Here is a 19,501-nt window from a genome sequence, read left to right on the forward strand (position 1 = left end):
GCTATTCCTTTTTGTGTCCCAGGCTCATCAGGTAGAGCGCAGCGGCCAGGGCGAGAACCGAAAGCGCCAGGTAGATCGCTTCCAGCGGGGTAGCGAAGCGGATATCCACCACCGCACGGAAGAACTCGATAATCACCGCGAGAATCACCACGCGGGCGATTTTATCCTTGAGCTGATCGAGCGAGGCGACGTTGAAAGGATGATGAGGATAGCGCGCTTCCGCCTGGTCAATACGTGATACAAACAGCCGGTAAATGCCCAACCCGAATATCATCAGCACGATGGCGATCAAATAGATATCCACGGCGATAATGATATCGGGCACCAGGCTTTCGTGGATATCGACGCTACTGTCCACGAAATAGTAGTGTAGCGTGCGCATCACGACCTTGAAGATATCGACTGTGCCCACCACGAACAGCATGACCGCGCCGATCAGACTGGGCACCACGGCCAGCATGACCAGAAACCGCGAGTTCCATAGTGCGGTTTCGACTCGCCGCTCCCAGCGACCTTGCTGTTCGGGCGGTTTGGGGGGCGTCGGCGGCGTATCGATCATGGTCGGTTCCTTGTTGTTAGCGCAAAAATTAAAGCAGACCAACGAGAATGAGTGTGCAGGTGATGCCAAACAGCGCAAACCCCAGCACCAATGCAGCACCATCCCGCGCGACTAACCCGAGGCCCAGCAACGACAGCGCCAGCCCGGCGCCGTTGGCAGAAAAGGGAATAAACTCCATGGGGGGCATAGCCAGAGCAATCAAAAGGCACACAAAGGCCGTCACGCGGATGCCAATATAGCCGGTTAACCACGGCAGACGAATCCGCAGCAACCCATCAATCCAGCGAGCGGGCTTTTTTAGATAATAAATGCCTTTATCGAACTTATGGCGTGAAATCGAGCGCTTGAGCATCCAGTTGGGTAGCCAGAAGGTCTCTCGCCCGGCCAGCAACTGCCCCGATACCAGCAGCACCAGCAGCGCCATCAATGTGGGCATGCCGGGAATATCGCCAATAATCGGTGCCAGCGTGATCAGCCCCGTCACCAATAACAAGGGACCAAAGGAACGCCGCCCCACGGCATGCACCACATCGTCAACGCTGACTCGCTGAGCGTCCTGCTCCATGCGCTCCAACGACGCAATTAGATCCATTAAAGTCGAGCCTTCGCGACGATCATCCATTCTGGTTTATACGCTCTTCGGTTAATAGTTTGGTGCGAATAAAATCGCTGTGGCTGACGTGAAGCAGATCCGCCAGGCGCCGAATACGGTGTTCTTCCAGGGCATCGACGCTGCCGTCGGCCCAGGCCAGTTGCCACATCAACGCCACCAGCTCGCAGCGTTGTTCGTAGTCGTAGTGATCCTTGATCAGGCTGACAAACTGGTAGTGGTCGACCGCGTCTTCCACTTCGTCCTGCGCCAGCGCCATCAGCTCGTCAACATCGGCTTCACTGAGCTGGTAGCGCTGAAGCAGCATACGACGTAACGCCTCAAGCTCGGCGTCGCTTGTATCGTAGTCGGCCCGGGCGATTTCAAACAGCAACGCGGCCGAAGCCAGTTCGAGCGTGATGGTCCGGTTATCGCGCTGCTCGGGTTGCACAAGCGTGCGCTGAAAAAACTCTTGGATAGTGTCCAGCATGGGGGTCTCCTATGCACGCAAGACGCTGCAAGCGCCTTACGACTGCTTAGTCAGTTGCTCTTTTAACTGTTTGGGGACCTGCTTGATGATCAGCCGGTCCTGAGTGGCGTCGTATTCAATGCTCGAGCCGAGCAGGTGCGAGTCAAAACTGATCGAGACGCCGCCCGCCCGTCCGGTAAAGCGCCGGAATTGATTGATCGTGCGCTTGTCCGGGGGAATTTCCGGCGACAGGCCATAATCGGCATTGCGAATGTGCTCGTAGAAAGCCTTGGGCTGTTTTTCGTCGACCAGCGCTGAGAGTTCGTCGAGCGTCATGGGTTCCCCACGGCTCATCTGATCGTTGGCGTAATCCACCAGGGTGTCGGTTTTTTCCCGGCTGGCCTCATCATCGAAGTCTTCTTTCTCGACATAGTCGCTGAAGGCTTTGAGCAGCGTGCGGGTTTCCTCCGGGGCATCAATGCCTTCTTCCATACCCAGCAAGGCCATCATCCCCTCACCCAGTTTCTTGCCACCGCGATCTTTGAGAAACGACACGTACTGGGCATCCGGCGAATCGCTCTGCCATTGGCTGAGGTTGATCCTAGCGGCCAGCGTCAGCTGACGGGTGTTGAGCTGGGCGGCGGGCACCGCCTGGTGCGAGTCATCGATGCCAATGCCCTCGCGCTGGTGGGCAAGCCCCATGAAAAGCGTTTCGGTATCGCCCTGGCGCTGATGGCTGATCACCAGGTAACCACTGACTGAAAGCTGCTCTTGCAAGGTGTTGACGAGTCGCTCGGCCAACGCAGTGGCAAGCTCGGCAAAGCGCTGCTCACCGGCGAGGTAGTCTTTCAGCCACACCGATAACGGCCCGGCGCGCTCGCCCTCTTCGGCAAACCGGCCCCAGCCTTTGGGCTTGGTGTTGTAGGTGTCGTTGAGCGCACTGACCAGGCTTTCCATGACCGGTTCGGCGCTGTCGGCCTCAACCGGGGCGGCGGTCAGCGTCAGGCGCTCGCCGTCAAGCGTCGGGTCCAGGCGATGGACGATACTGTGCAGAAGTGGCATAAGACGTGTGGCGCTCCCTTGCTAGGGTTTAAGGCTAGGGTTTGAGACGGTAGCCGGTGCGGAAAATCCAGCCGATGGTGGCTAAACAGACCGCCAGGAACAGGCAGATCATGATAACGCTGGCCGCCAGGCTGACGTCGCTGATGCCGTAAAAGCTCCAGCGAAAACCACTGACCAGATACACCACCGGGTTGAGCAGGGTGACGCCCTGCCAGAACGGCGGCAACATGTCGATGGAGTAGAAACTGCCGCCCAGAAAGGTCAGCGGGGTAATCACCAACAGCGGCACAAGCTGTAAGCGGTCAAAGCCCTCAGCCCAGATGCCGATGATAAAGCCCAGCAGGCTGAAGGTAACCGCGGTCAGCACCAGAAAGGTCAGCATCCAGAAGGGATGCGCGACTTCCAGGGGTACAAAAAACCCGGAAGTGGCAAGAATAATCAGCCCCAGCAGAATCGATTTGGACGCCGCCGCCCCCACGTAGCCCATGACAATCTCCAGGTACGAGATGGGTGCCGAAAGCAGCTCGTAAATGCTACCGGAAAACTTGGGAAAGAAGATCCCGAACGAGGCGTTTGACACGCTCTGGGTCAGCAACATCAGCATGATCAGCCCCGGTACGATAAAGGCGCCGTAGCTGATGCCATCAATCTCGCTGATGCGCGAGCCAATCGCCGCGCCAAAGACGACAAAATAGAGCGATGTCGAGATCACCGGCGAGACAATACTTTGCAGCAGGGTGCGCCGGGTACGCGCCATTTCGGCCATGTAGATGGCGCGAACAGGATAGAGATTCATGCGCGCTCCTTAACCAGGTCAACGAAAATATCTTCCAGCGAGCTTTGCCGGGTATGCAGGTCCTTGAAGGTAACGCCTTCGCGTTCAAGGTCGGTGAGCAGCGCAGGAATACCGTGGCCGTCCTCTTCCTGGTGGCCATCGTAGGTATAGACCAGCTCATTGCCTTCGGCCGTCAAGCTGAGCTCCGGGCGGTCGAGGGCGGGCGGCAGGGTTTCAAGCGGCTCGTTGAGGTACAGCGTCAGCTGCTTGCTGCCCAGCTTGCTCATCAGCGCGTGCTTGTCTTCGACCAGCACGATTTCGCCGTTGTTGATAACGCCAATGCGGTCGGCCATTTCTTCGGCTTCTTCAATATAATGGGTGGTCAAAATGATGGTCACACCGTTATCGCGCAGCTCGCGCACCACCTGCCACATCTCGCGGCGCAGCTCGACGTCGACACCAGCTGTCGGCTCGTCGAGGAACAGGATACGTGGCTCATGGGACAGCGCCTTGGCGATCAGCACGCGGCGTTTCATGCCGCCGGACAGCGTGATGAGGCGGTTATTGCGCTTATCCCACAGCGCCAGCGACTTGAGCACGCTTTCGATATGCGCCGGGTTAGGCGCCTTGCCGAACAGGCCACGGCTGAAGCTGACCGTGTTCCAGACGGTTTCAAACGCCTCGTTGGTGAGCTCCTGGGGGACCAGGCCAATGCGCTCGCGGGCCTGGCGGTAGTCGGCGACGTTGTCGAAGCCGTCCACCAGCACCTGGCCTTCGCTGGGGTTGACCAGGCCACATACCACACTGATCAGCGTGGTTTTGCCCGCCCCATTGGGGCCCAGCAGGGCAAAAATCTCGCCGCGCTGGATCTGTAAATCGACACGGCTGAGCGCTTGAAAACCGCCCCGGTAGGTTTTGTTCAGACCTCGGATTTCGATAATGGCATCGTTCAAGGCAGGCTCCTGACAAAGCGGCTGAAGTGAGCCGCTGATAGCGAATGGCGCGGGCGATAGTTTAGCACGGGCAGTAAACAAACGGCTGGCTACCAGGGTGTGCCCAATGCACCGCTGCGTCGCAGGGCTAATCCGACGCCTGCTAGCGCGCGCTCGTGTTCACTGACCGCGTCGGGCCCCTGGGTGCAGGCAACCAATGCCCAGGCAGCATTGGGCATGTCATTTCTCTCCACCAGCCCGGCATCGCAGCTGCGCCGGTCCTGGGTGCCGGTTTTATGGGCAAAGCTCACCCAGTCACCCAACCCTTGCTTTAACCGCGCTTCCCCGGAGGTGGTGTTGGCCATCAGGGCAAGCAACTCATCACGAGGCGTACCCTGGAGGTCAGGCATGGTGCCAAGGTACAGCGTTGCCAGTACGTCGCCAACGGCGCGCAAGGTACCGACGTTTTCGCCGCTGGCGTGGTAGGCGTCAAAGGCTTGATGGTAATCGGGTTGATTAAGCGCTTGGGGTGAAACGCCAAGCCGCTGCGCCAGTGCGCGGGAGCGCTGATTTACCGGCGACTGACGGAGACTTATAAAGTCCATGCCGCCAAGCTCACGCGCCCCGGGATGGAGCTCACCGTAGACACCCTGACGTACGCTCACCAGCTTGGAGATTGGCCCCAGCGCGTCGGGGTCACCACCGTTGGCCGCCACCATGGACTGGGCGCGATGATTGACGTTATCCAGGCCAACGCGGTCAATCAGCATGTCCGTGGCGGTATTATCGCTCACGGTAATCATGTGCTCCAGCAAGTACCCCACCGAGATGGGCGTGCCGGGGTCGTGCCAGTTGGTGGGCCCAGCGCCATCCACGTAATCGCTTTGGTTCAGTGTGAGACGCTCGCGGGTCGGTATACGCTCACCCAAGACTTCCGCCGCGACCGGAATCTTGATCAGTGACGCGAGGTACCAGGGCTGATCAGCCTGCCAGCGGTAGGCCTCACCGCTGGAAAGATCTTGCACGTAGACACCAATATCACCGGCGAAACGTTCTTCCAATACGCTCATGCGCGCATCAAGGTCGCTTTGCCAGCCGCTACGTTTATCCACCTCATGGTACCAATGCGCGTCGTATGCTTCCGCTTGAGCGGGTTGTACAAACAGCAGCGCTACCGCCACAAGTCCGTGCTGCATCCAGTGTCGCAAACCATTTCTCCCCGTTTTCTTGGCGTTTAACGATGCTGAGCCATCCAGCGGGTCAGCCAAATCCACGCCGCCGTGCCAAGAATTAATAGCCCGCCAATCCCAAGCGCCTGTGGATAGCTGTAGTCGCCCTCGCCCTCCAACAGGAAACGCAGCACCAGGAAAATCATCACGATATGGAAAATAAACGACTTGAGCGCATCTGAGCCGACCAGGGTAAGGGGCTTAAGCACCCTGGCCGCCTTGGTGCCACCCGCCAGGGCCAGGGCGAACAACACCAGCGCGCCGCCCAGGCTAAATAGCATAAAGGCCATCCCGGGCGGATGTTTACCCTCGTTATTGGCGACCCCCAACATGGCGGCGTAAACGTCACCGCCGACAAGCGCCAGGCCATAAAACCCGGCGATCATTAGGGCGCCCAGACCGAGCAAGGTGAGCGTGAGGCGACGTTTCAGCAATTGGTCGCCCGAACAGCGCAGCAGCGCTTCGCCCAATAACAGCCCAAGCAAAATAAGCGGCGCCCGGCTAATCTGGCCCCAGGCGTAGTGATCTTCATGGTCCACCAGCAGCGCCTTGAGGATGTCGTTCCCGCCAAACGAAAACCCTTGCAGCCAGGCGGCCAGGGCGGTGAGCAGTGCTATGACGATCAGCCGCCCCCATAGCGGGGCGCGCGCCCACAACGGCAGGATCAACGGCATCCAGAGCAAGGCGATGGCATAGAAGCCGAGGATTTCCACCCAGATGCCAAAACGACCATAGAGCAGCGCGTCGACGATCTCGCTAGGCGTATTGAACGGCAGCATTTCGATGATCAACAGCGCCTTGTACCAGAACCAGACTTCCACCGCGCGCAGCCAGAGTTTCAGGCGGCGTTTAGGCCAGTCGTGGCGATCAACATGGGTAAGAAACGCCACCGCCAGGGCGACGCCAAACACCAGAATAAACAGCGACGAGGAAAACTTGGTGAGGAAGTGAATCGGCACCATGCCCCAGTCAGGCACATTGCGGATGCCCACTAATCCGCTGACGGTGTGACTGACGATCATCAGTCCAATCGCGATACCACGGGCTAGATCAATCGCTTCAATGCGGCCGTCCGCTTTGGGTAGATGGGGCGTTTCGTTCCAGGCAATCGCCATCGGCATGTCCTTATTTCCTGTGCTGATCCTTTTCAGTCAATAAGTTAATACCGCATTTGGGATCGATTATGAACCCGATGTTTGCTTGCAGGTTCAACGCTTTCGATGGCAGCGTAAGCGGAGCACCGACTCATCGCACACGCGAAGTGCCCCGCCAGAAGCGGGGCACTTGAAACTCAACATTGAATTTGAGGCGTTAAGCAACTGGCATAAAGGGATTACCAGTCAGAATCTTCTTCAGAATCGGAACCAGCGTCCTCCTCTTCTGTTGTTTCCCAATCTTCCTGCTCTTCTTCCTCTTCCTCATAAGTGGTGGTGTCTTGACCTTCCTCTTCAGAATCGAAGGAGTTCATTGAACCTTGGCCTTCATCCTCCATCGTTTCTTCCTGCGGGGCAGGGTCTTGCTCGTCTTCTTCATGCATGTCAGCAAAGGCTAGCGGGCTGGCCATCAGACCGAAAGATACACCGAGGATGCCTAGCTTCTTGAGAGATTCCGTTTTCATCATGATACTGCCTCCTGTTTGGCTTCACTTTCTGATAAGAACGTTAGGCCTTCCTGCCTGTCCGTTCTTACCTAGATATTTGCAGCCAGCATGCCAGGGCTTTATATAAATAAAACAACCAATAAAAATCAAATAGATATAAAACCAATCATCATTCCAACAGCGGTTAATTTGACGTCTTTAACCGCTTGATGGCTGTTTAACGCTGGCACATGCGCCCAACAGGCTCTGCCATGAGAACTGGATCAGGAGGTTATACACATTGCCTACGCCGCCTCCTTACCTAGCCCCAACCGGCATCCACCGACAGTTCCTGGCCGGTCATGGCCTGACTTTCGGCACTGGCTAAAAACAGTGCGGTGGGCGCTATATGCTGAGGTTCAAGTCGCAGTTTGAGACACTGACGGGCTTGAATGGCGGCTTCGTCATCGGGGCCAATCCATTTCTCGAGCTGTCGTTCAGTCATGACCGCGCCGGGCACCAGCGTATTGACGCGGATATTATACTGCCCCAGGTCCCGAGCCAGACTGCGTGTCAAACCGTGAATCGCCGCTTTGGCGGTGACGTAAAGGGGCAGACCGCCCAACGCCATTCGCACACTGACCGAGCCAAAGTTGATGATCGAGCCGCCGCCTGCTTGTATCATCTGCTCGGCGGCCGCCTGGGCGGCGAAGAACATCGGCCGCAGGTTAAGCGACATACGCTCATCCCAGTAGGCAACATCGACTTCCCGCCAGGAATGTCGATCGTCGTTGGCAGCATTGTTCACAAGCGTATGGATCGGCCCGACGTTTTGGCCGGTCGCGTGTATCACCTGCTTGAGGCTTGCCACATCGCGGATGTCGCAGTGGTGGTAGCGCGGCGCGGCACCAGTCTCTGCGCGGAGTTCATCGACCAGCGCTTCGCTGGCGGTGTCATTGATATCGACCAACACCACCCGCGCGCCCTGATGATGAAACGCGCGGGTAAGCGAAGCCCCGATGCCGCTGCCGCCCCCGGTAATAAAGACCACCCGCTGTTCTAGGCTCGCATAACGCGCTGATTGTTGGTTCATATCGATTCCTACGCCGCTTTATTGTTATTCAACCCCATCTGCCTCGACTATACGTCTACCCATTGACCACCAGCGGCGGACGAGGCCAATGCACGGGTGATAAACGTCAGGCCATCAACACCATCAGCCACACCCGGCGTTGGCACAGCAAGTGCATTGGCACTTGAGCCCTTTTGACGCGCGTGGATCTGCACCGCGAAATCGCTGTATAGCTGCGCAAAGGCTTCGAGATAGCCTTCTGGATGCCCCGGTGGGATGCGTGCCGCCGCCTGGGCAGCTTCACACAAGCCTGGGCCATTGCGGGTCAAGATACGTGGGGGCTCGCCCAACGGCGAATGCACGAGCTGATTGGGATTTTCCTGACGCCACTCAAGGCCGCCCTGACTGCCGTAAACGCGCAGTTGCAGGCCATTTTCATTACCCGCCGCTACCTGGCTCGACCACAGCATGCCCCGGGCACCGCCCTTGAAACGCAGCAGCATATGCACGTTGTCATCCAGCGCCCGCCCCTCAACGAAGGTGTGCATATCGGCGGCAAGTGATTCCAGTTGCAATCCGGTCACGTAGCGCGCCAGGTGGTAGGCGTGAGTGCCAATATCGCCCAAACAGCCCGCCGGGCCGCTGCGCTTGGGGTCGGTGCGCCACTCGGCCTGCTTCAAACCGCTATCTTCCAGGCGTGTGGAAAGCCAGTCCTGCGGGTATTCCACCTGCACCACGCGCAGGTCCCCGAGTTCTCCGTTTGCCACCATTTCTCGCGCCTGGCGAACCAGCGAGTAGCCGGAGTAGTTATGGGTCAAGCCGAAAAACAGCCCGGTGCGCTCCACTAGCTCGGCGAGAGTTTGGGCCTCTTCCAACGTGATCGTCATCGGCTTATCGCAGATCACGTGAAAGCCCGCTTCAAGAAAGGTGCGCGCCACATCAAAGTGCATGTGGTTGGGCGTCACGATGGCGACCACGTCAATGGCATCCGACCGCTTTCGCTCTGCTTCAACCATGGATTGGTAGTCGGGGTAGGCGCGGTCATCGGCCACGTGCAGTTCCGCCGCAGCGGCGCGGCTACGCTCAGGGTCAGAGGCAAAGGCCCCGGCCACCAGCTCGTAGTGGTCATCCAGCCGGGCGGCAATGCGGTGTACGCCGCCAATAAACGCGCCCTGGCCACCGCCGACCATGCCCAGGCGTAGCCGACGCGGCGTGTCGTGTTGATTACTCATGGCGTATTGCCCTCCACTTTCGTTCCATTAATTGAGGCACGTCATTAAAGACCCAGGATTCGCCGATTGGCGGCCTCGTCGGAGCCGCCGTCGGCGAAGTCATCAAACGCCCGCTCGGTGACCTCGATGATGTGGTCGCGGATAAAGGTCGCGCCTTCACGTGCGCCGACTTCCGGGTGCTTCAAGCAGCACTCCCACTCCAGGACCGCCCAGCCGTGATAGTCGTTGGCCGCCATCCACGAGAAGATCGACTTGAAGTCGATCTGGCCGTCACCCAGAGAGCGGAAGCGACCCGCGCGCTCCGTCCACGACTGATAGCCGGAGTAAACGCCCTGCTTGGGGCTGGGGTTAAACTCGGCGTCCTTAACGTGAAACATCTGAATGTGGTCGCGGTACACATCCAGAAAACCGCGATAGTCGAGCTGCTGCAGGATCAGGTGGCTGGGGTCGTAAAGAATGTGGCAGCGGGGGTGATTGCCGACCCGCTCAAGGAACATCTCGAAGGTGATGCCGTCGTGGAGGTCTTCACCCGGGTGGATCTCGTAGCAGAGGTTGACCCCCGCTTCGTCGAAGGCGTCCAGAATCGGTCGCCAGCGGTTGGCGAGCTCGTCAAACGCACTTTCGACCAGCCCCGCCGGGCGCTGGGGCCAGGGGTAGATAAACGGCCACGCCAGGGACCCGGAAAAGGTGCCGTGGTCGGTGAGGCCGAGGTTTTGCGAGGCCTTGGCAGCCAGCTTGAGCTGATCCACCGCCCATTCCTGCCGCGCCTTGGGATTACCGCGCACTTCGGGGGCCGCAAAGCCATCGAACATCTCATCGTAAACCGGATGCACGGCCACCAGTTGGCCCTGCAAGTGAGTAGAGAGTTCGGTGAGCGTCAAGCCGTGTTCTGCCAGGGTGCCCTTGATCTCATCGCAGTAGGTGCGGCTCTCGGCGGCACGTTTCAAATCGATCATGCGCGCATCCCAGCTGGGAATCTGCACGCCTTTATAGCCTAACCCCGCGGCCCAGGCGGCAATGCTGTCGAGGCTGTTAAACGGGGCGTCGTCACCGGCGAACTGGGCGAGAAAGAGCGCCGGTCCTTGTATGGTTTTCATAGGACTCTCTCAATAACGTATCAACGGGGTGAACATTAGCGCGGGTGAGCTGCTTTTTACCCGCGCCTTTGCGCATAAGCGCGATCAGAACGGAGAATCGGGGAAGTAGTACTGTTCGGCGTTCTCCTCGGTGATCAGCGGCGAGCCGAGGATGTACTCGCCCACGACCGGACCGTTGGAGACAAAGTGTTGAACCGTCAGGTCCATCGCCGTGGCGATCATGGCGGGTGGGTAGAGTACGTCTACTGGCACCAGCTCATCGCCTTCCATGACTCGTTTGATAATGTCCTTCATGCCCGCGCCGCCGACAATAAACAGCTCGTCCTCACGGTCCGCCTGGCGCACCGCTTCGATGACACCGAGAGCGATGTCGTCATCCTGGGCCCAAACGGCGTCGATATTATCGAAACGCGATAGGTAGTCCTGCATGACCTCAAAGCCATCGTCACGATTCCAGTTGGCGTGCTGCATATCGAGAATATTGACGTCGGAGCCTTCGATGGCCTCCTGAAAGCCTTCTACACGCTGGTCGTCAATCACGGTCGGAATGCCACGCAACACGACAATATCGCCTTCACCATCCAGGCGCTCACGGATGTACTCGCCGGACACGCGGCCCAACTCGTGATTATTGCCCGCTACGTAGAGATCCTCGATGCCTTCCTGATTAAGCCCTCGGTCCACCACGGTAACGAACACGCCGGATTCTTTGACGCGGCGCACCGGGTCGGTCAGCGGACCCGACTCAAACGGCAGCACCACCAGCGCATCGATATTGCGCAGCGATACCAGGTCCTCCAGATCATTGGCTTGCTCACCCGGCGTGCTCGCCGTGGAGATGGTGATTTCAATATCCGGGTAGAGCGCCTCAAGGCGATTTTTCGCCTCCTCGGCGTGATAGTTGACCCCGCCCGTCCAGCCATGGGTCGCGGCGGGAATCGAGACCCCGATCGTATGTTCCTGGGCCACGGCAGCGCCGGAAAGCCCTATCGTTGAAGTGAGTGCAGCGGTGGTAACGAAGGTTGCCACTGCAGTCTTGATGGTTGGCATGGTGATACTCCTTTCGTGTTTGTACTTGTTATACGGTTGGAACCTTTGATGCAGCCATCGCTGCTATGAACTGGCGTTGCACTTCTTATGAGTTTTAGTGTCCGGGTTTCCTCCACGAAGCTCGCTGCAGGTAGACCGCCACGATAATGATGATCCCCTGCACCGTACCGTTGAGATAGTTGGAAATGGCGTCGGTCAGGTTGAGGATATTGCCAATCATGGTCAGCATGATGGCGCCTACCACGGTGCCCCAGATGCGCCCATGACCGCCCTTTAGCATGGTGCCGCCGATGATCACGGCGGCAATTGCCTCCAGCTCCCAGAGCACCCCGGTAGCCCCTGACGCAGAGCCCAGTCGAGGCACATAGATAATCGTCGCCAACGCCACGCACACGCCTTGCAGCATGTAGGTCATGGTCTTGATGCGGTCGACGTGAATGGCACTGTACTCGGCGACTTTTTCATTGGAGCCGATAGCAAAGCAGTAGCGCCCGAAGCGCGTGTAGTTGAGCAGGATGTAGCCAATAATGGCGACAAACAGAAATACCCAAACGGGGATGGTGATACCCAAAAAGCTGCCGTAATACACCGGGCGATAGATATCGCGCACCGCCCAATCCAGGGTCAGGGTGCCGCCATCGGCGAGGTAAGTAACCAGCGAGCGGTAAATCCCCATGGTGCCGAGGGTGACGATAAAGGCTTCGATCCTGCCTTTGGTGGTCACCATGCCGTTGATAAAGCCAGCGCAGAGTCCCAACAACAGCGAGGCCCCCACGCCAAACAGCACGGTGGTGAGCCCTGCGCCAAACTGCTCGACCAGACTGTTCATTAGAATGATCATCACCCCGGCAATAAAGGCCGCCATCGACCCCACAGACAGATCCAGCCCGCCAGCGGTAATCACGAAGGTGGCGCCGATGGCAATAATGCCGATAAAGGCGCTGCGGGTGAGCATGTTTGAAAGGTTATCCAGCCCCAGAAACGCCGGGTTGATAAGCACGCCGAGCAGCCCAAGGGCCACCAGCGCTACAAAGGGCCCCCAGGTTTTCAGGTCCACAGAGACCCCCTTCGATGCTGTCGTTTTATTAGGCATGACGCTGCTCATCGACCCCTACCCCCTTGATGCCGGATGCATACTGCATGATTTCTTGTTCGTTAATCTGTTCACCTTCAAGCACCCCGGTGAGCACGCCTGCGCACATCACCGCCACCCGGTGTGAAAGCCCGATCAACTCGCCCATCTCTGAGGAGATCAGGATGACCGAGCAGCCGGATTCGGTGAGCTCGCGAATAAAATGATAGATCTGGTGCTTGGTGCCGACATCGATACCACGCGTCGGCTCATTGATAACCACGATGTCAGGGTCGATGGACATCACCTTGGCAAGCAACAGCTTCTGCTGGTTGCCACCGGAAAGCTCGGCGGCGGTACGTACCGCTGTACGCAGGCGGATATCAAAGCGCTGGATGGCCTGCTGGAAGGCCTGCTCTTCGCGGCGGCGGTCGATGAGTGGGTGGCAGTGAGCACGTAAATTGAGCAGGGTGACGTTGGAGCGCAGATCCATGTTGAGCACCAGGCCTTTGCCTTTGCGATCCTCCGTCAAATAGGCAATCCGCTGGTGCACCACATCACGCAAATTTTTCAACACGACCGGCTGGCCGTTGCGCAGCACCTGCCCAGCACTTTTATCGCGCAGGCCCAGCACCGCTTCCATCAGCGCGGTGCGGCCAGCGCCCACGATGCCGCCAAACCCAAGTACTTCGCCACGGCGTAGGGTAAAGCTGGCCTGTTTCACAGCACCGGGCACCACGACGTCTCGCGCCTCAAGCACCACCGGCGCATCAGGCGGAATATCCGTACGCGGCGGATACATCTCGGTGATTTCCCGGCCCACCATCAGGCGAGCCAGTTCCTCCTTGCTGCGTCCGGCCATTGCACCACTATCCACCAGATGACCGTCGCGCAGCACCGTTACACGATCAGCGATCTGCTCGATTTCGCGCAGCTTATGGGAGATATACAGAATCGCCACACCCCGCTCACGCAGGCGGGCAATCAGCTCGAACAGTACGATTACTTCGTTTTCGGTCAGAGTGGCGGTGGGCTCATCCATGATCAGCACGCGCACATCGCGGGTTATCGCCTTGGCGATCTCGACCATCTGCTGATCGGAGGTGCTCAAGTCTTTCACTCTCGCGCGTGGATCAACGTCAGTCTCAAGTTCAGCCAACGCCTCTTTGCTGCGCTCTCGCATGGTGCGGCGATCCAGCAGTAACCCGCGGCGCAATTCGCGACCCAAAAAGATGTTTTCTTCCACACTAAGTTGTTCAGCCAGCGCCAGTTCCTGGTGGATCATGACCACACCATCGGCTTCTGCCTCGCCGCTTGAGCGGTAATGCCGCTGCTTGCCATCGAGAAACACCTCGCCCGAGGTAGGACGAAGATAACCGGCAAGGATTTTGACCAACGTCGATTTACCGGCGCCGTTCTCGCCCAGCAGCGCGTGCACTTCGCCCGCCTGCAGGTCGAGATCAACGTCGAATAACACCTGATTTTCGCCGAAAGAGCGACAGACTTGCCGCGCCGATAAGAGCATGAGCCACCTGTTTATTGCTGTTGTTGTTATGCGTGCCGGTCTTGCCAATATTGCTTTTTACAGCATGCTGGCCTATTTACTTTAGGTACTAAAATAAATAACTGCATATGCAACTTAGGTCGCATTTTGGCCATCAGGCGAACACGCCAGGATGAGAACGTGAATCGACCTTCCCGTCCTGCTCAACAATGGCGATATTTATGGCCCTACCGTCCACTGATACCAGCCGCCACGATAATACCCTGGCGGTGATTCGAACCTTGCGCGACCGAGGGCCAGCCGCGCGTGTCGATCTGGGCACACTGAACGGGATTAGCTCCGCCACCGTGACCTCGATCAGCGCCGAGCTGCTTCAACAGGGCTTGATTACGGAAAGACCGCCCGAAGCACCGCGACCCAACGGCCGTGGACGGCCGAAAACCCTGATTGAACTCGCCTCCGATGCCGCCTGCGTAGTGTGCATCAAGCTATCGATCAATGAGATCCAACTGGTAGTGGGTGACTTTGCGGGCCAGGTACGTCACAGCGAACACCACACGGTGTCCACCTTGATGCTCACCGCCGACAGCCTGGAAACACTGCTGGAAGAGAAAATCAGTGCGGTTTGCACCCAACAACTGGAAGGCTTCCAACGCCTGGCGGGTATCTGCCTGGCGGTGCAGGGCGTGGTGTCGTCGCAAAGCGGCACGGTTATCTGGTCGCCCGCCCTGAGCTTTCGTAACGCACCGCTATCGGCACGTTTAGCGGAGCGTTTTCACTGCGACGTGCTGCTGGAAAACGACGCCAACTGTATCGCCAGGGTGCTGTCAGCGCAGCCCGCCTACGCTGACAGCCCCAACCTGGTGGTCATCATGCTGGGTTACGGCATCGGCATGTCGGTGTTGATCAATGGCGTGCCGTTTCTGGGCGCCAATGGCTCAGCGGCCGAGTTTGGGCATAGTAAATACCAGCCCGACGGCGCCCTGTGTGCCTGCGGGCGACGCGGCTGTATCGAAGCCTACGCCAGCGACTACGCGCTCTATCGCGCCGCCGCCGAGCACCTGGAACCCCCCTCTGGCGATAGTGCACACCCCTCCGAACAGCAGATGCAGGCGCTAACCCAGTTGGCATTACAAGGTAACTCGGTAGCCAAGCGCATCTATACAGAAGCAGGCCAAGCGTTGGGCTATGGCATCGCCAATGTGCTGGCACTGTTCAACCCCGACCTGGTACTGATTACCGGTTCCGGGGTGCGCGGCTTTGATGCCATGCAAACCGCCATGCACAGCGCCATTGATGACGCCCTGGTGGCCGAACTAAGGGGCACTACCCGCATCGAAAGCTGCGCCTGGGATCGCGACATGACCTGCATGGGCGGCATCGCCATGACGCTGAACGCCACCGATAGCCAGACGCTGCTGGCTAGCGGTTAATGGGCGTCAGTCGTGATAAACCACACTGCGCCCTCCATCGATGGTCAAGCAGCTGGCGTTGATAAAAGGGGCTTCATCTGAGGCCAAGAAGACCACCGTCATGGCGACTTCTTCTGGTTTCCCGAGCCGCCTAGGCGGCAGTAGCGCTTCGATGCGAGCCTTCGCCGCTGCAGGGTCATCGAAGGTCTGCCAATGGGCCTCTACCGACGGGGTGGCGATATAGCCCGGCGCAATGGCATTGACCCGCACGCCGCGTGGGGCGTATTCAATGCCGAGTGATCGGGTTAGACCAATCAAGCCGTGCTTGGCCACCGGGTAGGGGAAGCAGCCGGGAATAATTGAGAAGCTGTGGGTGGAGGCGACATTGATGATGGCACCGCCACCCTGCTCAATGAGGTCAGGCAGTACTGCCCGGCTGCAGTGCCATGCGCCTTCCAAATCCACTGATAAGCAGCGCTGCCAAGCTTCGTCAGGCATGGCCAGTGGCTCATGGAAGACATTCATTCCTGCGTTATTAACCAGGGTGGTTAAAGGTCCAGAGAGCTTGCGGGACTTTGCTACGGCAGCTTCCACCGCATACCGGTCGCCAATGTCAGCAACGACTGCTTGGGCCTGATGACCAGCGCTACGTAGCTGAGCAGCCAGCCGTTCCACGCTATCGCCGTCTCTATCCAGTAAGACGACCGTGGCACCCTCGCGAACACAGGCTTCGGCAATGGCGCGGCCGATACCGGTGGCGGCCCCGGTCACCAGTATATGCTTGGCGCCCAACCTGGCGGACATGGCGTTTCCTGTACGGTTAATCTTCAGTGAATCAATGCGAGTGGCGCGGCACATCAGAACCCCGGCAACCGACCAGGAAGTCGAAGTCACAGCCTTCGTCCGCCTGGAGGACTCGCTCGATGTACAGTTGCCGGTAGCCACCCTGGCTGGCAATCAGCGTCGAGGCCGCCGTAGGGTCGCTTTCGGCCAGGCGTGAGGCCAGCTCTTCGTCGCTGATGTCCAGGTGCAGTCGGCCGCTGTGACAGTCGAGCTCGATCCAGTCGCCGTTGCGCACCGCGGCCAGCGGGCCGCCCGCGGCGGCTTCCGGGGCAACGTGCAGCACCACGGTACCGTAGGCGGTGCCGCTCATGCGGGCGTCGGAAATCCGCACCATGTCGGTCACGCCCTGGGCGAGGATCTTGGGTGGCAGGCCCATATTGCCCACCTCGGCCATGCCGTGATAACCCCGGGGGCCGCAGTGTTTCATGACCAGAATGTCGTTGGCTTCCACGTCCAGGTCCGGGTCGTTGATGCGCGCCTTGTAGTCGTCGAAGTCTTCGAAGACCACCGCGCGGCCGCGGTGCTGCATGAGTTCGGCTTTCGCCGCCGAGGGCTTGAGCACCGCGCCGTTGGGCGCGAGATTGCCGCGTACCACGCAGATGCCGCCATCCGCGGTGAGCGGGTTGTACAGCGGGCGGATCACCTCGTCGTTGTACAGCGGGGCGTCCTGAACATTTTCCCACAGTGTCTTGCCGTTGACGGTCAAGGCGTCCTTGAAGGGCAGCCGGTCGGCTTCGCCCAGGCGTCTGAGCACCGCGGGTAGGCCGCCGGCGTAGTAGAACTCTTCCATCAGAAAGCGCCCCGAGGGCTGCAGATCCACTACGGTGGGGGTGCCACGCCCGACTCGGCTCCAGTCGTCCAGGGTGAGGTCAACACCGATGCGCCCGGCAATCGCCTTGAGGTGAATCACCGCGTTGGTGGAGCCTCCGATGGCGGCGTTGGTGCGAATGGCGTTATCAAAGGCTTCCTTGGTGAGGATCTTGGAGAGCTTGAGGTCTTCATCGACCATCTCGACAATCCGGTTACCGGAGAGGTGGGCCAGCACGTAGCGGCGGGAGTCCACCGCCGGGATGGCGGCGTTGTGGGGGAGCGAAACGCCCAGCGACTCCGACATACAGGCCATGGTGGAGGCGGTGCCCATGGTGTTGCAGGTCCCCGCGGAGCGCGACATGCCGGCTTCGGCGGCCATGAAGTCGTGCATCGAGATCTCACCCGCCTTGACCTGCTCGGAGAGCTGCCAGACCACGGTGCCGGAGCCGATATCCTTGCCCTTGTGCTTGCCGTTGAGCATTGGCCCGCCGGTGACCACGATGGTGGGGATATCGCAGCTTGCCGCGCCCATCAGCAGCGCCGGGGTGGTCTTGTCGCAGCCCACCAGCAGCACCACGCCGTCCATGGGGTTGCCGCGAATGGCTTCTTCCACGTCCATGCTGGCCAGGTTGCGGGTGAACATGGCCGTGGGGCGCAGGTTGGATTCGCCGTTGGAGAACACCGGAAACTCGACCGGGTAGCCGCCCGCTTCCAGAATGCCCTGCTTGACGTGCTCCGCCAGCTTGCGGAAGTGAGCGTTGCACGGCGTCAGCTCCGACCAGGTGTTACAGATCCCGATAATCGGCTTGCCCTGAAACTCATGGTCAGGAATGCCCTGATTTTTCATCCAGCTGCGGTACATGAAGCCGTTCTTGTCGGCGGTGCCGAACCACTCTGCGCTACGCAGCGGACGTTGACGTTTGACCATGAGGTTAACTCCTTGTTTTGAATCAGTGACGGCTGAAGACCTGAGAACGTCTGCGCCGAATGTGCAAAACACTAAACTACCCACCCACACTGGTCGACCATACAAAAGTATATGTTGAACAATTACTCTTAATGTTCAACATTACTCTCGCAGGAATTATCAAATAGTCGCTTCACAACAACAAAGGTGAGGAATTCTAGCCATGCTCAAAACGAAATACAGCTCGCTACTGACCGGTTCAGTGCTCCTGCTGGGCCTCTCGGCGGCTCAGGCAGCCGAATACGAATGGAAGTTTCAGGCATCCGAAACCTCGGGCGAGCCCAGCTTCAAGATCAAACAGGAATGGGCCGACAAGATCACGACAATGACCGACGGTCGGGTTGAGATCGAGGTAATGCCGATCAACTCCGTGGTGGGTCCCACCGAGACACTGACCGCGGTTAGTTCGGGTATCCTTCAGGGCCATATGACCGACCCCAGCTACTTCTCCGGCCAGGATCCCGCTTTCGGCATGCTCGGCAACCTGGTCGGCGCCTGGCAGAACCCCTACGACTTCCTGGAGTATATGAAGTACGGCGGCGGTGAAGAACTCTACAACGAACTGGTCGAGCCCTATGGTAGCCACCTGATAGCCGCCGCCACCTTTCCGTTAGAGTCGGTGCCCTCCACTGTCCCCATTGAATCGATTGAGGATTTTGAGGGCCTCAAGATCCGCGCACCGCAAGGCATGGTGTACAACATCTTTGAGCGCATCGGTGCCACGCCGGTCAACTTACCGGGCTCCGAGGTGTATACCGGGCTGGAGAAAGGCGTGATCGACGCCGCAGACTCCACGGTACTCTCGAATAACGACGCCATGGGCCTGCACGCTTTCGCCCCTTACCCGCTGTATCCAGGCTTTCACTCCATGCCGATGATCGCCGTATCGATCAATAAGGATATCTGGGATGGCCTGCCCGAGGACCTTCAGACGACCTTGCAGACGGCCTTTGATGGCATGGCCTATGACCTGATTGCCCGCCTCAAGGAGCAAGATATCGAGACGCTGCAACGGCTTCAGGAAGACCCTGAGGTTCACCCCTTCAACCTGCCGGAAGAAGAGCGTCAGAAATTCCGTAACGCGGCTGAGCAGGAGTGGCAAGAGTGGGCCGGCGAGAATGAAATGACCCAAAAGATCTATGACTCCGCCACCGCCTTTTTGCGCTCGCGCAATCTGCTTTAACTCAGCCTCATCTCACTAACCATCGCATCGCTCGGGGAATTCATCGACCCGAGCGATGTTCGTAG

19 protein-coding genes are annotated in these 19,501 nt (G+C 58.8%); 2 read left to right on the top strand and 17 right to left on the bottom strand.

All coding sequences use genetic code 11. The annotated features are described in order from the left end of the window. Window position 1 precedes the first annotated feature (1 nt). The 15 genes from B7L15_RS16090 to B7L15_RS16160 all read right to left on the bottom strand — a co-directional run bounded on the left by B7L15_RS16090 (window position 2) and on the right by B7L15_RS16160 (window position 14,242). Window positions 2-559, bottom strand: a complete 558-nt coding sequence (locus B7L15_RS16090; protein WP_085919949.1) for a YqhA family protein — start codon at window positions 557-559, stop codon at window positions 2-4. A 28-nt stretch (window positions 560-587) separates the two neighbouring features. Next, window positions 588-1,181 (bottom strand): exopolysaccharide biosynthesis protein, encoded by a 594-nt coding sequence (locus tag B7L15_RS16095; protein WP_085919950.1) that lies wholly within the window; start codon window positions 1,179-1,181, stop codon window positions 588-590. Continuing rightward, on the bottom strand, window positions 1,174-1,638 hold the full coding sequence (locus B7L15_RS16100) for a TerB family tellurite resistance protein (protein WP_085919951.1): 465 nt from the start codon (window positions 1,636-1,638) through the stop codon (window positions 1,174-1,176). Before B7L15_RS16100 ends, B7L15_RS16095 begins: the two co-directional genes overlap by 8 nt. 36 nt (window positions 1,639-1,674) lie before the next feature. Then, window positions 1,675-2,679 (bottom strand): nucleoid-associated protein, encoded by a 1,005-nt coding sequence (locus tag B7L15_RS16105; protein ID WP_085919952.1) that lies wholly within the window; start codon window positions 2,677-2,679, stop codon window positions 1,675-1,677. A 34-nt stretch (window positions 2,680-2,713) separates the two neighbouring features. Next, window positions 2,714-3,475 (bottom strand): ABC transporter permease, encoded by a 762-nt coding sequence (locus tag B7L15_RS16110; RefSeq protein WP_066316609.1) that lies wholly within the window; start codon window positions 3,473-3,475, stop codon window positions 2,714-2,716. Further along, entirely contained in the window at window positions 3,472-4,407 is a 936-nt protein-coding gene (locus B7L15_RS16115; protein ID WP_085919953.1) for an ABC transporter ATP-binding protein, read from the bottom strand. Before B7L15_RS16115 ends, B7L15_RS16110 begins: the two co-directional genes overlap by 4 nt. Before the next feature lie 89 nt (window positions 4,408-4,496). Continuing rightward, window positions 4,497-5,594: a serine hydrolase gene (locus B7L15_RS16120; protein WP_254902962.1), complete on the bottom strand. Its 1,098-nt coding sequence runs from the start codon at window positions 5,592-5,594 to the stop codon at window positions 4,497-4,499. 26 nt (window positions 5,595-5,620) lie between these two features. Continuing rightward, window positions 5,621-6,736 carry an OpgC domain-containing protein gene (opgC, locus tag B7L15_RS16125; RefSeq protein WP_085919955.1) on the bottom strand — a complete coding sequence of 372 codons (1,116 nt, stop codon included), beginning with the start codon at window positions 6,734-6,736 and terminating at the stop codon, window positions 5,621-5,623. Window positions 6,737-6,948: 212 nt separating this feature from the next. Further along, window positions 6,949-7,236, bottom strand: coding sequence for a hypothetical protein (locus B7L15_RS16130; protein WP_085919956.1), 288 nt, complete (start codon window positions 7,234-7,236; stop codon window positions 6,949-6,951). Between the two features lie 280 nt (window positions 7,237-7,516). Beyond that, complete coding sequence (locus B7L15_RS16135) at window positions 7,517-8,287, bottom strand: SDR family NAD(P)-dependent oxidoreductase (protein ID WP_085919957.1); 771 nt, start codon at window positions 8,285-8,287, stop codon at window positions 7,517-7,519. A 47-nt stretch (window positions 8,288-8,334) separates the two neighbouring features. Further along, window positions 8,335-9,498 carry a Gfo/Idh/MocA family protein gene (locus B7L15_RS16140; protein WP_085919958.1) on the bottom strand — a complete coding sequence of 388 codons (1,164 nt, stop codon included), beginning with the start codon at window positions 9,496-9,498 and terminating at the stop codon, window positions 8,335-8,337. A 44-nt stretch (window positions 9,499-9,542) separates the two neighbouring features. Then, window positions 9,543-10,595: a sugar phosphate isomerase/epimerase family protein gene (locus tag B7L15_RS16145; protein ID WP_085919959.1), complete on the bottom strand. Its 1,053-nt coding sequence runs from the start codon at window positions 10,593-10,595 to the stop codon at window positions 9,543-9,545. A gap of 84 nt (window positions 10,596-10,679) precedes the next feature. After that, window positions 10,680-11,645: an ABC transporter substrate-binding protein gene (locus B7L15_RS16150; RefSeq protein WP_085919960.1), complete on the bottom strand. Its 966-nt coding sequence runs from the start codon at window positions 11,643-11,645 to the stop codon at window positions 10,680-10,682. 94 nt (window positions 11,646-11,739) lie between these two features. After that, window positions 11,740-12,738 carry an ABC transporter permease gene (locus tag B7L15_RS16155; RefSeq protein ID WP_233337285.1) on the bottom strand — a complete coding sequence of 333 codons (999 nt, stop codon included), beginning with the start codon at window positions 12,736-12,738 and terminating at the stop codon, window positions 11,740-11,742. Beyond that, window positions 12,731-14,242, bottom strand: a complete 1,512-nt coding sequence (locus B7L15_RS16160) for a sugar ABC transporter ATP-binding protein (RefSeq protein ID WP_085919962.1) — start codon at window positions 14,240-14,242, stop codon at window positions 12,731-12,733. Before B7L15_RS16160 ends, B7L15_RS16155 begins: the two co-directional genes overlap by 8 nt. Before the next feature lie 200 nt (window positions 14,243-14,442). Between B7L15_RS16160 and B7L15_RS16165 the strand changes: the two genes are divergently transcribed. Further along, window positions 14,443-15,654 (top strand): ROK family transcriptional regulator, encoded by a 1,212-nt coding sequence (locus B7L15_RS16165; RefSeq protein WP_085919963.1) that lies wholly within the window; start codon window positions 14,443-14,445, stop codon window positions 15,652-15,654. A gap of 6 nt (window positions 15,655-15,660) precedes the next feature. On the opposite strand, the gene B7L15_RS16170 is transcribed toward B7L15_RS16165, so the two are convergent. Both B7L15_RS16170 and B7L15_RS16175 read right to left on the bottom strand, forming a co-directional pair. Then, window positions 15,661-16,437, bottom strand: a complete 777-nt coding sequence (locus tag B7L15_RS16170) for an SDR family oxidoreductase (RefSeq protein WP_085919964.1) — start codon at window positions 16,435-16,437, stop codon at window positions 15,661-15,663. 31 nt (window positions 16,438-16,468) lie between these two features. Further along, a complete protein-coding gene (locus B7L15_RS16175) occupies window positions 16,469-18,214 on the bottom strand; it encodes an IlvD/Edd family dehydratase (protein WP_085919965.1) in 1,746 nt (581 codons plus the stop codon). A 202-nt stretch (window positions 18,215-18,416) separates the two neighbouring features. Here B7L15_RS16175 and B7L15_RS16180 point away from each other — a divergent pair, with 202 nt between their 5' ends. Then, a complete protein-coding gene (locus tag B7L15_RS16180) occupies window positions 18,417-19,436 on the top strand; it encodes a TRAP transporter substrate-binding protein (protein WP_085919966.1) in 1,020 nt (339 codons plus the stop codon). Window positions 19,437-19,501: the final 65 nt, after the last annotated feature.

This window comes from Halomonas sp. CSM-2 (genome assembly GCF_002119345.1).
GTDB classification, from domain to species: Bacteria; Pseudomonadota; Gammaproteobacteria; order Pseudomonadales; family Halomonadaceae; genus Vreelandella; species Vreelandella janggokensis.

What these genes read in the sequence shown, in the direction of transcription:
- B7L15_RS16160 (WP_085919962.1), bottom strand. Translation starts at nt 14,242, where the DNA reads ATGCTCTTATCGGCGCGGCAAGTCTGTCGCTCTTTCGGCGAAAATCAG.
- B7L15_RS16155 (WP_233337285.1), bottom strand. Translation starts at nt 12,738, where the DNA reads ATGCCTAATAAAACGACAGCATCGAAGGGGGTCTCTGTGGACCTGAAA.
- B7L15_RS16110 (WP_066316609.1), bottom strand. Translation starts at nt 3,475, where the DNA reads ATGAATCTCTATCCTGTTCGCGCCATCTACATGGCCGAAATGGCGCGT.
- B7L15_RS16135 (WP_085919957.1), bottom strand. Translation starts at nt 8,287, where the DNA reads ATGAACCAACAATCAGCGCGTTATGCGAGCCTAGAACAGCGGGTGGTC.
- B7L15_RS16130 (WP_085919956.1), bottom strand. Translation starts at nt 7,236, where the DNA reads ATGATGAAAACGGAATCTCTCAAGAAGCTAGGCATCCTCGGTGTATCT.
- B7L15_RS16095 (WP_085919950.1), bottom strand. Translation starts at nt 1,181, where the DNA reads ATGGATGATCGTCGCGAAGGCTCGACTTTAATGGATCTAATTGCGTCG.
- B7L15_RS16165 (WP_085919963.1), top strand. Translation starts at nt 14,443, where the DNA reads ATGGCCCTACCGTCCACTGATACCAGCCGCCACGATAATACCCTGGCG.
- B7L15_RS16140 (WP_085919958.1), bottom strand. Translation starts at nt 9,498, where the DNA reads ATGAGTAATCAACACGACACGCCGCGTCGGCTACGCCTGGGCATGGTC.
- B7L15_RS16145 (WP_085919959.1), bottom strand. Translation starts at nt 10,595, where the DNA reads ATGAAAACCATACAAGGACCGGCGCTCTTTCTCGCCCAGTTCGCCGGT.
- B7L15_RS16180 (WP_085919966.1), top strand. Translation starts at nt 18,417, where the DNA reads ATGCTCAAAACGAAATACAGCTCGCTACTGACCGGTTCAGTGCTCCTG.
- B7L15_RS16090 (WP_085919949.1), bottom strand. Translation starts at nt 559, where the DNA reads ATGATCGATACGCCGCCGACGCCCCCCAAACCGCCCGAACAGCAAGGT.
- B7L15_RS16150 (WP_085919960.1), bottom strand. Translation starts at nt 11,645, where the DNA reads ATGCCAACCATCAAGACTGCAGTGGCAACCTTCGTTACCACCGCTGCA.
- opgC (WP_085919955.1), bottom strand. Translation starts at nt 6,736, where the DNA reads ATGCCGATGGCGATTGCCTGGAACGAAACGCCCCATCTACCCAAAGCG.
- B7L15_RS16175 (WP_085919965.1), bottom strand. Translation starts at nt 18,214, where the DNA reads ATGGTCAAACGTCAACGTCCGCTGCGTAGCGCAGAGTGGTTCGGCACC.
- B7L15_RS16105 (WP_085919952.1), bottom strand. Translation starts at nt 2,679, where the DNA reads ATGCCACTTCTGCACAGTATCGTCCATCGCCTGGACCCGACGCTTGAC.
- B7L15_RS16100 (WP_085919951.1), bottom strand. Translation starts at nt 1,638, where the DNA reads ATGCTGGACACTATCCAAGAGTTTTTTCAGCGCACGCTTGTGCAACCC.
- B7L15_RS16170 (WP_085919964.1), bottom strand. Translation starts at nt 16,437, where the DNA reads ATGTCCGCCAGGTTGGGCGCCAAGCATATACTGGTGACCGGGGCCGCC.